The sequence below is a fragment of the Bacteroides sp. AF39-11AC genome, assembly GCF_003474285.1.
Taxonomy (GTDB): domain Bacteria; phylum Bacteroidota; class Bacteroidia; order Bacteroidales; family Bacteroidaceae; genus Bacteroides.
Genome location: NZ_QROH01000006.1, coordinates 208,465 through 221,019 on the forward strand (window position 1 = coordinate 208,465; position 12,555 = coordinate 221,019).

Annotated in this window: 10 protein-coding genes; 6 read left to right on the top strand and 4 right to left on the bottom strand. The window is 45.8% G+C overall.

Translation table 11 applies throughout. The annotated features are described in order from the left end of the window. Nucleotides 1-78: 78 nt before the first annotated feature. Genes nuoF through nuoE form a run of 3 tightly spaced genes read left to right on the top strand, consistent with a single transcriptional unit; the run spans nt 79 to nt 4,261 of the window. Entirely contained in the window at nt 79-1,986 is a 1,908-nt protein-coding gene (gene nuoF, locus DW036_RS14595) for an NADH-quinone oxidoreductase subunit NuoF (protein WP_118465037.1), read from the top strand. An 11-nt stretch (nt 1,987-1,997) separates the two neighbouring features. Then, nucleotides 1,998-3,764: an NADH-dependent [FeFe] hydrogenase, group A6 gene (locus DW036_RS14600; RefSeq protein ID WP_118465038.1), complete on the top strand. Its 1,767-nt coding sequence runs from the start codon at nt 1,998-2,000 to the stop codon at nt 3,762-3,764. 20 nt (nt 3,765-3,784) lie between these two features. Beyond that, nucleotides 3,785-4,261 carry an NADH-quinone oxidoreductase subunit NuoE gene (nuoE, locus tag DW036_RS14605; RefSeq protein ID WP_007665079.1) on the top strand — a complete coding sequence of 159 codons (477 nt, stop codon included), beginning with the start codon at nt 3,785-3,787 and terminating at the stop codon, nt 4,259-4,261. 9 nt (nt 4,262-4,270) lie between these two features. Here the strand turns inward: nuoE and hydF are convergent, their stop codons facing one another. From hydF to DW036_RS14625, 4 genes are all read right to left on the bottom strand, one after another. Further along, nucleotides 4,271-5,452, bottom strand: a complete 1,182-nt coding sequence (hydF, locus tag DW036_RS14610; protein WP_118465039.1) for a [FeFe] hydrogenase H-cluster maturation GTPase HydF — start codon at nt 5,450-5,452, stop codon at nt 4,271-4,273. A 28-nt stretch (nt 5,453-5,480) separates the two neighbouring features. Further along, entirely contained in the window at nt 5,481-6,899 is a 1,419-nt protein-coding gene (gene hydG / locus DW036_RS14615) for a [FeFe] hydrogenase H-cluster radical SAM maturase HydG (RefSeq protein ID WP_118465040.1), read from the bottom strand. Nucleotides 6,900-6,931: 32 nt separating this feature from the next. Continuing rightward, nucleotides 6,932-7,963, bottom strand: a complete 1,032-nt coding sequence (gene hydE, locus DW036_RS14620) for a [FeFe] hydrogenase H-cluster radical SAM maturase HydE (protein ID WP_118465041.1) — start codon at nt 7,961-7,963, stop codon at nt 6,932-6,934. A gap of 173 nt (nt 7,964-8,136) precedes the next feature. Beyond that, the gene (locus DW036_RS14625) at nt 8,137-9,597 is read right to left on the bottom strand and encodes a monomeric [FeFe] hydrogenase (protein ID WP_118465042.1); all 1,461 of its coding nucleotides are present in this window, start codon (nt 9,595-9,597) and stop codon (nt 8,137-8,139) included. A 126-nt stretch (nt 9,598-9,723) separates the two neighbouring features. On the opposite strand from DW036_RS14625, the gene DW036_RS14630 reads away from it, so the two are divergent. From DW036_RS14630 to DW036_RS14640, 3 genes are all read left to right on the top strand, one after another. Next, nucleotides 9,724-10,908, top strand: coding sequence for an iron-containing alcohol dehydrogenase (locus DW036_RS14630; RefSeq protein ID WP_118465235.1), 1,185 nt, complete (start codon nt 9,724-9,726; stop codon nt 10,906-10,908). 98 nt (nt 10,909-11,006) lie between these two features. Then, nucleotides 11,007-11,525 (top strand): hypothetical protein, encoded by a 519-nt coding sequence (locus tag DW036_RS14635; RefSeq protein WP_118465043.1) that lies wholly within the window; start codon nt 11,007-11,009, stop codon nt 11,523-11,525. Between the two features lie 12 nt (nt 11,526-11,537). Next, the gene (locus DW036_RS14640; protein ID WP_118465044.1) at nt 11,538-12,476 is read left to right on the top strand and encodes a DUF1848 domain-containing protein; all 939 of its coding nucleotides are present in this window, start codon (nt 11,538-11,540) and stop codon (nt 12,474-12,476) included. Nucleotides 12,477-12,555: the final 79 nt, after the last annotated feature.

Below are 12,555 nucleotides of genomic sequence, written 5' to 3' on the forward strand. Positions count from 1 at the left end.
CCTGCAATCTTTATTGCTTTCCTTTTGTAATCTCAAGTCTTTTTGTATCTTTGTTCCCGACCCCAAATCTATTACAAAATGAAAGTACTAACTATCCATGATCTGAGAATTATCAAGAAAAGGGCAGAAGGCACGCTCTTGCTACGCGAAGAAAGCAATGAGACGGTTGCGGCGCAATGCTGTGGGTTGGCATTGGGAACCGAGCATCTGCAAATTCTGATCTGTGGCGGTACAGGTTGCAAGGCATCCGACAGCCACATTATTGCTGAACGTCTTCAGCAAGCACTCGAGAGAAATAATATTGCCGACAAGGTGGACATTATCACTACCGGTTGTTTCGGCTTTTGTGAAAAGGGACCTATCGTAAAGATTATCCCTGATAACACTTTCTATACCCAGGTGGTTCCTGATGATGCCGACGAGATAGTCAGAGAGCATATTATCGGGGGGCGGAAGATAGAACGGCTGCTCTACATCGATCCGAAGACGGAGAAAACCGTCAGTGACTCCAAGCACATGGATTTCTATCGGAAGCAGATGCGCATCGCTTTGCGTAACTGTGGTTTCATCGATCCCGAAAACATTGAGGAATATATTGCACTGGATGGCTATATGGCATTGGCAGATAGCCTGCTCCATAAGAAGCCGGAAGAAGTGATTGACGTGATAAAACGTTCCGGACTTCGCGGACGCGGTGGTGGTGGTTTCCCTACCGGACTGAAGTGGGAGTTTGCCAATAAGCAGAAAGCCGACATGAAATATGTGGTGTGTAATGCCGATGAAGGGGACCCCGGTGCTTTTATGGACCGCTCCATCATGGAAGGTGATCCGCACTCTATTGTTGAGGCTATGGCAGTTTGCGGTTATTCCATTGGTTCTCCGAAAGGATTGGTTTATATCCGGGCTGAATATCCGCTGGCCATACAAAGATTGAAAATAGCTATAGCCCAGGCACGTGAATACGGGTTGCTGGGAAAAAATATATTCGGTACGGATTTCAGTTTTGATATTGAAATACGTTACGGTGCGGGAGCATTCGTATGCGGTGAGGAAACTGCGCTGATTCACTCTATGGAAGGAAAGCGCGGCGAACCTACCTTGAAACCTCCTTTCCCTGCCGAAGCCGGTTATCTGGGCAAGCCGACCAATGTGAATAATGTGGAGACACTTGCCAATATTCCTATTATCCTGACAAAGGGAGCGGAGTGGTTCTCTTCTATCGGTACGGAACGTTCGAAAGGGACAAAAGTATTTGCCTTGGCCGGTAAGATTAATAATGTCGGTTTGATAGAAGTGCCAATGGGTACGACACTGCGTGAGGTGATTTATGAAATTGGCGGTGGCATTAAGGGCGGAAAGAAATTCAAGGCAGTGCAGACGGGTGGACCTTCGGGGGGATGCCTGACAGAAAAGCATCTGGATACACCGATTGACTTTGACAACTTGCTGGCGGAAGGCTCGATGATGGGTTCCGGTGGTATGATTGTGATGGATGAGGATGATTGCATGGTTTCTGTGTCACGCTTCTATCTTGATTTTACGGTGGAAGAATCATGCGGAAAATGTACGCCTTGCCGTATTGGTAACAAGCGCTTGCTGGAACTGCTGAACAAGATAACCGAAGGACGAGGTACGATGAAAGATCTGGATGCACTCTCTACCTTGGGAAAGGTGATAAAAGATACTGCCTTGTGCGGGTTGGGACAGACTTCACCCAATCCGGTACTGTCTACGCTCAATAACTTCTATGATGAATATGTGGAGCATGTAAGGGATAAAACCTGTCGGGCGAAGCAGTGCAAATCATTGCTGACTTATACCATTAATCCGGAACTATGTATCGGTTGCCATCTTTGCTTTAAACATTGTCCGGCGGATGCCATTCTGGGTGATGTGCGCAAACCGCATGTCATCAATCCGGACAAGTGCATCAAGTGCGGCATGTGCATGGCACGCTGTAAATTCAAAGCAATCAATGTCTGCTAAAAACTACTGCTATGGAAGAAAAACAAATAACCCTGCAAATAGACCGCCATTATATTACCGTGCCCGAAGGCTCGACTATCCTGGAAGCTGCACGGAAAATAGGTATAGATATACCTACCCTTTGCCATATTGATTTGAAGGGTACTTGCGTTAAGAATAATCCGGCTTCGTGCCGTATTTGTGTCGTGGAGGTGGAAGGACGCCGTAATCTGGCTCCTGCTTGTGCTACCCGTTGTACAGAAGGAATGGTGGTGCGTACCAGTACCTTGCGTGTGATGAATGCCCGCAAGGTGGTGGCTGAACTGATACTTTCGGATCATCCGAATGATTGCCTTACCTGTCCGAAGTGCGGTGACTGTGAGTTGCAGACTTTGGCATTACGTTTCAATATCCGGCGGATGCCTTATAATGGTGGGGAGCTTTCGCCTCGTAAGCGTGAAGTCACTTCGTCCATTGTGCGGAATATGGATAAGTGTATATTCTGCAGACGTTGCGAGAGTGTATGCAATGAAGTGCAGACGGTAGGCGCCTTGGGAGCCATTCGCCGTGGTTTCAATACTACGATTGCTCCGGCTTTCGATAAGATGATGAGCGATAGTGAATGTACTTATTGTGGACAATGTGTAGCTGTTTGTCCGGTAGGGGCATTGACGGAACGCGATCATACTAACCGCTTGTTGCTGGATCTGGAAAATCCGGATAAGGTAGTTATTGTACAGACAGCTCCGGCTGTTCGTGCGGCTTTGGGAGAAGAATTTGGATTGCCTGCCGGGACATTGGTAACGGGAAAGATGGTATACGCTCTTCGTGAATTGGGTTTTGATTATGTATTTGATACAGACTTTGCCGCCGATCTTACCATCATGGAAGAAGGTGCCGAGATATTGAATCGCCTGACACGTTATATGAATGGGGATAAATCTGTTCGCCTGCCTATCCTGACTTCCTGTTGTCCGGCATGGGTAAATTTCTTTGAACATCATTTCCCCGATATGCTTGATATTCCTTCTACGGCACGTTCGCCGCAGCAGATGTTCGGTAGCATTGCCAAGACATTCTGGGCGGAGAAGATGGGTATTCCGCGTGAAAAGCTGGTAGTGGTATCTATTATGCCTTGTCTGGCGAAGAAGTATGAGTGCGACCGCAATGAGTTTAAGACAGATGGCAGTCCGGACGTGGATTATTCTATTTCCACCCGTGAACTGGCACGACTTATCAGACGGGCTAACATAGGTTTTACGCTACTGACGGATAAGGAATTCGATCAGCCGATGGGAGCTTCGACAGGTGCTGGTGTCATCTTCGGAACGACCGGTGGTGTGATGGAAGCGGCGTTACGCTCGGTTTATGAGATTTATACCGGACGGATATTGGAGAATGTGAACTTTGAACAAGTACGTGGCTTGGCCGGTGTGCGCCGTGCAACGATTGATCTGGATGGTTTTGAATTGAAGGTGGGTATTGCTCATGGTCTGGGTAATGCGCGTCATTTGCTGGAAGATATTCGCCATGGACGGAATGAGTATCATGTGATTGAGATTATGGCATGTCCGGGAGGCTGTATCGGTGGTGGCGGGCAACCGTTGCATCATGGCAACTCGGAAGTGTTGTATGCGCGTGCCAATGCATTGTACCGGGAAGATGCACAGAAGCCTTTGCGTAAGTCGCACGAGAATCCGTACATCAAGACTCTGTATGAGGAATATCTGGGTAAGCCGCTGAGTGAGACTGCGGAACGGTTGCTACATACGCATTATTTCAATAAGGCGATTGATTAACTTATTAAAACGGAGAAACTATGTCAGATATCAAATTAGCCTGTGACGTTGCCGAACAAGTGCGTGCTATTTGTGACAAGCATGGCAACCAGCCGGGCGAACTTATCAATATACTTCATGAAGCGCAGCATCTGCACGGCTATCTGCCGGAAGAGATGCAGCGCCTGATTGCTGCGAAGTTGAATGTTCCGGTGTCGCGTGTGTATGGTGTGGTAACATTTTATACTTTCTTTACGATGACTCCTAAAGGTAAACATCCTATTTCGGTGTGTATGGGAACGGCGTGCTACGTACGTGGTTCGGAGAAATTGCTTGAAGAATTCAAGCGCGTATTGGGCATCGAAGTCGGAGAGACGACACCGGACGGGAAGTTTTCACTTGATTGCCTGCGTTGCGTAGGAGCATGCGGACTGGCACCCGTAGTGATGATTGGAGAGAAGGTGTATGGGAGGCTTCAGGCGGTGGATGTGAAGAAGGTGCTGGAGGAACTGGAGTAGAGTGGTTCATTATTTTTCTATTTTGTCTAGTATTCCACTGATGTAGGCAATTGCTACCCCATAATTTGTCATGGGTACTTGTTGTGCACGTGCCTGTTCAATGCGATTCAGTACATACTTTCTATTGAACATACAGGCGCCACAGTGGATAATCAAATTGTATGGGGATAAATCTTCAGGAAAATCATTTCCGGAGACAATATCTATCTGTAATCCTTCACCTGCTCGTTTACGCAACAGGTGGGGGATTTTTACTCTGCCGATATCTTCTGCCAGTGGAGCATGGGTACAGGCCTCGGCTATCAATATGCGGGATTGTTCCGTTAGTCGGTCGATGGCGGATGCACTTTCTACATAATAGTGTATATCTCCCTTGTAGCCGGCAAAGAGTACGGAGAAGGAAGTGAGTCGGCTTTCAGCCGGTTTCTGTTCGTATACGGTGTGGAATACTTGCGAATCTGTGATAATTAATTTGGGGGGATTAGCAAGTGCGCATAGTGTATCTTTCAGCTTATCTGTGGTACAACTCATAATCAGGCATTTCTTGTCCAGAAGTTCGCGGATTGTCTGTACTTGGGGAAGGATAAGTCGTCCTTTAGGTGCCTGAATGTCCTGGGGCATGACTAACACTACTACATCACCTTCTGCTACGAGGCTTCCGGTGATGGTTTGTTCTCCGAAATCGGCAGGTAACTTTTCCAGAATGGCGCGGTGGATGGCTTCGATACCTGTGCCGTCTTTGGCACTGACGATGATGGGAAGTTGCCTGCAACTGACTTTTATCTGTTCTGCCAACTCTGTAGTATTGGGGCGTACATCAGCTTTGTTCAGAATCAATATGACAGGGATGCCTTGTTCCTTCAATCGTTGAAGCCATTCCTGTTCCTGTGCGTCTCCGGTTTCACAAAGCAATAGGGCTATGTCTGTTTTTCCAATAACTTTCAATGTGCGTTCTACGCGCATTTCTCCCAGCTCGCCTTCGTCATCGAATCCCGGAGTGTCAATAAGAAGGCATGGACCGAGTGGATGAATTTCCATTGCTTTTGTCACAGGATCAGTAGTAGTGCCGGGAGTGGGGGAGACAATAACGGTATCTTGCCCCGTCAAGGCATTGACAAGACTGGATTTTCCACTGTTTCGCCGTCCGAAGAGGGCGATGTGCAGGCGGTTGGCATTAGGAGTCTGATTCATTAGTCTCAATATTAAGGGGGGTAATAAATTAAAATCTGAAATCTCTTTTCCCTTCCTCTATCTCATGCAGGTTTTGCAAAGCTATTTCCCGGATTTTCGGATTCGGGATGCGCTCCATCTCTTCATGAATGAGGCGGATACCTTTCTCCCGGGTTTCGGGTGAAGCATAATCTTCCAGATATTCTTTCAGAGTCATCAAAGCATTGGGCTGACAGCAATTTGCTATCTGTCCCCGCTTGACAAGAGACATGAAACGGTCACCCGTCCGCCCTTCACGATAACAAGCCGTACAGAAACTGGGGATATGTCCCAGATCGAGCAACCAGTTTACAACTTCATCCAGTGTGCGGCGGTCGCTGATATCGAATTGGGCCGAGTTCTCTTCTTTCGTCTCCGGTACGGCATATCCGCCTACGCTGGTACGTGAGCCGCCACTGATTTGTGAAATACCTAATTCCAATACCTTGCGTCGTACAGCTTCCGATTCACGGGTGGAAATGATCATTCCGGTGTAAGGCACTGCAATGCGGATTACCGCAACGAGGCGGCAGAACATTTCATCAGAAATGGCATTGGGGAAATCTTTTGTTTCAATATCATCCGCCGGACAGATACGGGGTACACTGATTGTATGCGGTCCGACACCGAATGCCGCTTCCAGATGTTCGGCATGCATCAATAATCCTACGAAATCGTATCGATAGGTATTCAGTCCGAACAATACACCTATACCTACATCGTCGATACCACCTTCCATGGCGCGGTCCATAGCTTCGGTATGATAGGAATATTTGCTTTTAGGACCTGTGGGATGCAAGGTCTCATAATTCTCCTTGTGATAGGTTTCCTGAAAAAGAATGTAAGTACCGATACCTGCATCTCTCAGCCGGCGATAATTCTCTACCGTTGTAGCGGCAATATTCACGTTTACCCGCCGGATAGCACCATTCTTATGATGAATACCATAGATGGTCTGAATAGATTCCAGAATATAATCGATGGGATTACGTAGCGGGTCTTCGCCGGCTTCCAGTGCCAGACGTTTGTGTCCCATATCCTGCAAGGCTATCACTTCCCGGCGTATTTCTTCCTGTGATAATTTCTTGCGGGCGATAGTGCGGTTCTTTGCATGATAGGGGCAGTAAACGCATCCGTTCACACAATAATTGGAAAGGTATAACGGGGCGAACATTACGATGCGGTTGCCATATAGTTTTTGCTTAATTTCTCGTGCCAGATGGAAGATACGTTCCGTCAGGTCGGGCTGGTCGCATTCTAACAGTAGAGCGGCTTCACGATGGGACAAACCTTTGCATGAGGCTGCCTTTTCGAGCAGACTCTCAATGAGGGCACGGTTGTCTTTATTGGTGCGGGCATAGTCCAGCGTGTCCAGTATCTCCTGGTGATCGATGAACTCTTCTGCCTGCTTTGAACTTACATTATACACGTTTTTAGTGATTAGGGGTGAGTGATTAGTGATTAGTAGTCTCCTCTTTCTTTCGATATCCGGTATCCGATAACCGTCAGTTTTTCTTCTAATTGTTGTAAGCCTTCTGCAGCTTCGGCTCCCAAAGAGGCTTTGTTATCATAAAGTGAGTATTTGTTCCGTTGTTCCGGGGGAGAAAGGTTTGGCATTACTACGTTGGCTCCTGCCAGTATTCCGCGTTCTCGTCCATCCGGTGCGAGCGTTGCTAATGCTGTGGTAGAGGGTAATAACACCTTCGGATGCATTAACCGGAAGATGGAAAGAAGTTTCAGAGTCATCTCCATGCTTCCCGGCAGGCATGCTGCAAACGGGGTATCGTGGTGCGGAATAAAAGGACCGATTCCTATCATTTCAGGATGAAATTGCTCTATAAAAAGGAGGTCTTCCACCAGATGATCGGTGTTTTGTCCCGGACTGCCTACCATAATACCTGTTCCTGTCTGATATCCTATTTCTTTCAGCCATGCCAAACATTGCAGGCGTTGTCTGATAGACATCTTGTCGGGGTGCAGATGATGGTAATGCTCCTCATTATGCGTTTCGTGGCGGAGCAAATATCGATTGGCACCTGCCCGGAAAAAATGCTCGTAAGTCTCACGGGACTTTTCGCCTAATGATAGTGTGATGGCGCAATCCGGAAACTCACGACGTATAGCCGTAACAGTTTCAAGGATAAAACCATCTTTTACGGAGGATGTTTCACCACCTTGCAAGACGAAAGTCCGGAAACCGAGGGTATATCCTTCACGACAACATTCCAGAATATCCTCCCGTGTCAACTCATAACGGAGAACAGATTGATTTCCTTTCCGTATACCGCAATAATAGCAATTGTTACGGCAGTGGTTGGTAATCTCAATCAGCCCACGAATAAATACCCGATTGCCAAACTGTTCAAGTGACACCTCCCGTGCCTGCTCCTGCAGATACTTTAAAGTATCAGCGTCTTGGCAAAGGAGTAGTGCTTTATATTCTTCAGCACTTAGGCTTCGTTCACTATGCAATCGGTCAATCAGATTCTTCATGTTATTTTATTAATGGATACGCGGACGACACGAACTAAACGGACGAGCGCGGATTTTTATTTTTCGTCCGCAGATGACGCACGATAACGAGGATTTAGTTATCAATAAGCGTAGCCTTTTAAATCCGTGTTCGTCCGTTTAGTCCGCGTTGTCCGCGTACCTATTCATCAATTTCAATACGTCTTTTCCTGTTTAGCTAATTCTTGTACAAATTGACGTTTACCTGCGGCAATCTCATTGTGCGTACAAGGTCCGGTGATACAGCCACCTTCACATGCCATCACTTCTATAAATTGCCCCGGTGCTTTGCCCGATTTGGCATACGCCCGCAATGAACCGATGGTTTTCTTATCCAGATTAGCTACTTGGATGGCATTGATTTTGTCAGCTTCTTCTTTCAGATAGGCTTTTACTGCTCCCATTACGCCACCAGCCTGGGCAAATCCATGTGCCTCGCGCACGGATGCAAACGACATGGTATAAGGTTGCGATTGTTCCAACTGAATATCCAGTCCGTCCAATACTGATGCCACTTCTTCGAAAGTCATAACAAAATCCACAGCTTCATCACGCTGGGCCTCTTTACGTTTGGCTACACACGGACCGATGAAAACTACTTTAGCATCCGGATGTTTCTCCTTGGCGATGCGTGCTGCGTAATACATCGGTGAACCTGTGCCTGAAACATAAGGTTTCATGCCCGGAATATGTTTGTTTACGAGTTCGATGTAGGAAGGGCAACAGGAAGTGGTCATAAACTTCTGTCCTTCTTCCAACTTCTCTATCAATTCATGTGCTTCGTTGCTGACCGTATCCATAGCTCCCTGAGCCACTTCGATGACATCAGTGAATCCCACAGCTTTGAGGGCGCCGTATACCTGCTCAATGGTAGTCTTGAATTGTCCCAAAATAGACGGTGCTACAATGGCCACTATTTTTTCTCCTTTGCGTATCTTGTGCAGGATATCGAATACCTGTGACACTTCGAAAATTGCTCCGAACGGACAAGCGTTGAGACACTTGCCGCAATAGATACATTTGCTTTCGTCGATGTGTTCGATACCTTTCTTATCCTTGCTGATAGCTTTCACCGGACAAGCCTCTTCGCAAGGTACGGGGATATAAACAATAGCATGATAAGGGCAGCTTTTGTGGCAAATTCCACAACTGATACATTCATCATGATCTATCCATGCCTGTCCGCTTTCTTTTACATGGACAGCTTTTTTCGGACAGTTGGTCTGGCAGCTACGGGCAGTACATCCGCGGCAAAGGTTGGTGATTTCGTAATTGATTTGTACACAGGCGGAACATGCTTCATCAATCACACACATGATGTTATCTTTCGGCGTTCCGTTTTCTGCACGGTCCAGTGCATGTGCTGCATACTCTGATAATGGGGTTAATTCATCTTTTTCATCTTCCATATCCAGTCCCAGTAACGGCAGTGATTTGTATTTCCATACGGCGCGTTCTTTATGTACGCAACAGCGTCCTGCATGCTTTGACCTTCTTGGACTCAATTCAATGGGAAGACGGTCTATTTTCTCTACAAGTTCGTTATCCCTCCACAGTTTTACCAGCTCTGTCAGCAATCTGTGACGGACGATCATAATATTGTTGGTAAATGCCATAATATTTATTATCGGATTAGTTAGTCGGTGATTACGGTGCAAAGATAATGAAAAGTTATAGTTTCTATGAACCTTTCTACCCTCAATATGCTTATCTTTGTATCAGAATAAAAAACGAAATTGATGATGAAAGACTTTATTTACTATGCACCCACACAGGTTGTGTTTGGAGCATTATCGGAAGAAAAAACAGGGAAATTGGTGAATCAATATGGCGGCACTAAAGTTCTGGTACATTATGGCGGACAGAGTGCAGAGCGTTCCGGTTTGCTGGATAAAATATGCCGGGCATTGGAGGCAGAAGGCATTGCTTACGTAAAACTGGGCGGGGTGGTTCCTAATCCACGTTTGTCGAAAGTGCACGAGGGTATTGAACTGTGCCGGAAAGAAAAGGTTGATTTCATTCTTGCTGTAGGTGGCGGTAGTGTGATCGACTCTGCGAAGGCGATTGCTTTCGGTGTACCTTATGAGGGTGAAGTATGGGACTTTTATATGGGACGAGTCCATGCGAAAGCTTGTCTGCCGGTTGCTACCGTGCTGACAATTCCTGCTGCGGGGAGTGAAATGAGTAACAGCACCGTGATAACTAATGAGGACGGTGATTTGAAAAAAGGTTATTCCAATAACCTGTGCCGTTGCAAGTTTGCTGTGATGAATCCGGAACGGACTTATACATTGCCCAGCTATCAGACAGCTTGTGGTGTAACGGATATTATGATGCATACTATGGAACGCTATTTCTCTCATGATGACGATATGACGGTGACTGATGCCATTGCTGAAAGTATTCTCCGTACGGTAAAAGATAGCGTTTTTGAAGTACTGAAGGAACCGGAGAATTATGTACATCGTGCCCAAATTATGTGGGCAGGTAGCTTGGCACACAATGACTTGACGGGATGCGGAACAACCGGTGACTGGGCAACGCACCAGCTTGAACATGAACTGAGTGCACTATTCGATGTAGCACATGGTGCAGGTCTGGCAGCTCTTTGGGGAAGCTGGGCACGCTATGTCTACAAGGAGAATGTAACCCGTTTCGCTCAGTTTGCCGTGAATGTGATGGGTGTAACGAATGATTTCAAATCACCCGAACATACCGCTTTGGCAGGTATTGAAGCCATGGAAGATTTCTATCGCGCAATTGGAATGCCGGTTAGTATTTGCGAGCTGATAGGGCGACAGGCCACTGACGAAGAAATCAAACTTATGGCTGATAAATGCAGTTCCGGTGGTAGTGCAACAACCGGAAATTTGAAGGTTTTACATCGCGATGATATGGAAAATATCTATCGGATGGCAAATAGATAACGGATTTTTTATTGTTTTTCTGACAAATTCTTGTTATCTTAGGAGCATATATCAAATTGGGGGGTAGTAAAGAAAGTCCTGACCCACAGGCAAAGAATATGAGAATACATTTTGAGATTAGAGAAAAACTACCTGAAATTATCGAAGAGATCCTGAATTGTGAGAGATGGACAACTTTAGTAAAAGAGGATATTTCAGGCAGAAAGTTGGTTGTCATCCGTGATCCGAATTACAATTCGGAGGCGACAGTAGAAATCTATGCCCGCGAGATTATCATCAAGACGGCATGGTCAAACTACACGTATCGCTTGTTTGTTTTGGGCGATAATGTTTGGTGTGAGTACAATGGTGCTTATCGTGGACTGCTGGAACAAAATCTATTGCCTACCATTACTCCCAGGGAAGGTTTGTTGGAGTCCGAGGTATTGGATAGTTCTTTGTACGGGAGTGAAAAGAGGAAACTTAGAGAGTATGCTGAAGACAATTTGAAACTGAAAAAATTCCGACGCGAGAACTTTAATGAAGATCGTACAGGTGTGGCTCATTTCGACCATCCCAAGAGGGTATATGACGAATTTATTAAAGAAGATTACGTAGTCCCATCTTCCGACAAATAACGAGGTAGGAAGATGATCATCAGTGCCAGTCGCAGGACGGATATACCTGCTTTTTATTCGGAGTGGTTTCTCAACCGGATAAAAGAAAGGTATGTTCTGGTGCCTAATCCGTATAATCCTAATATGATCAGCAGGGTCAGCCTGGACCCTGCTGTTATTGATTGTGTTGTCTTTTGGACGAAGAATCCTGCACCGATGATTGATAAACTGGACAGATTGCAGAACTATAAATACTATTTCCAGTTTACACTGAATCCGTACGGAACGGAACTTGAAAGTAAACTGCCGCCACTTCAAAAGCGTATAGATACATTCAAACGCCTTTCTGATAAAATAGGAAGGGAGAAAGTGCTGTGGCGATATGATCCTATTCTTACGAACGAACAATACACAGTTACTTTTCATCAGGACAAATTTGCTGAAATGGCATTTGCTTTGCATGATTATACTGAAAAGTGCATGTTGGGTTTTATTGATCATTATCCACATGTGCGTGCCTCTCTCCGTGAATTTCATATCGAGCCGTTGATAAAGGAAGATATTGATTCAATGGCCATTTCATTTAAGAAGACTGCGGATGAATGTTCGATGGAGTTAGATACTTGTACAACGAAGGTCGACTTATCTCATTGGGGTATTTCGAGTGGAGTATGTGTTGACAATAGGTTGATTGAACGAATTATCGGATATCCTATTGCTGCCCGTAAAGATAAGAATCAGCGGGAAATTTGCCGTTGTGTGGAAAGTATTGACATCGGCACTTATGAAAGCTGCCTCAATGGCTGTATTTATTGTTATGCCATTAAAGGTAATTATAATACGGCGAAATTTAACCGGAGTAAACACGATAAGGATTCTCCGATGCTAATCGGGGAAGTGGATAAGGATGCAGTTATTAAAGAACGGGAAATGAAGAGTCTGCGTACCGATCAGCTTTCTATGTTTTATTAAAAAATCATTCTGACCGGAAACAATTACTGCTTGGATTGTTGTACCTGATAATTAACTTATAATTTAGTATATCCTTAAA

What these genes read in the sequence shown, in the direction of transcription:
- nuoF (WP_118465037.1), top strand. Translation starts at nt 79, where the DNA reads ATGAAAGTACTAACTATCCATGATCTGAGAATTATCAAGAAAAGGGCA.
- DW036_RS14600 (WP_118465038.1), top strand. Translation starts at nt 1,998, where the DNA reads ATGGAAGAAAAACAAATAACCCTGCAAATAGACCGCCATTATATTACC.
- nuoE (WP_007665079.1), top strand. Translation starts at nt 3,785, where the DNA reads ATGTCAGATATCAAATTAGCCTGTGACGTTGCCGAACAAGTGCGTGCT.
- hydF (WP_118465039.1), bottom strand. Translation starts at nt 5,452, where the DNA reads ATGAATCAGACTCCTAATGCCAACCGCCTGCACATCGCCCTCTTCGGA.
- hydE (WP_118465041.1), bottom strand. Translation starts at nt 7,963, where the DNA reads ATGAAGAATCTGATTGACCGATTGCATAGTGAACGAAGCCTAAGTGCT.
- DW036_RS14625 (WP_118465042.1), bottom strand. Translation starts at nt 9,597, where the DNA reads ATGGCATTTACCAACAATATTATGATCGTCCGTCACAGATTGCTGACA.
- DW036_RS14630 (WP_118465235.1), top strand. Translation starts at nt 9,724, where the DNA reads ATGAAAGACTTTATTTACTATGCACCCACACAGGTTGTGTTTGGAGCA.
- DW036_RS14635 (WP_118465043.1), top strand. Translation starts at nt 11,007, where the DNA reads ATGAGAATACATTTTGAGATTAGAGAAAAACTACCTGAAATTATCGAA.
- DW036_RS14640 (WP_118465044.1), top strand. Translation starts at nt 11,538, where the DNA reads ATGATCATCAGTGCCAGTCGCAGGACGGATATACCTGCTTTTTATTCG.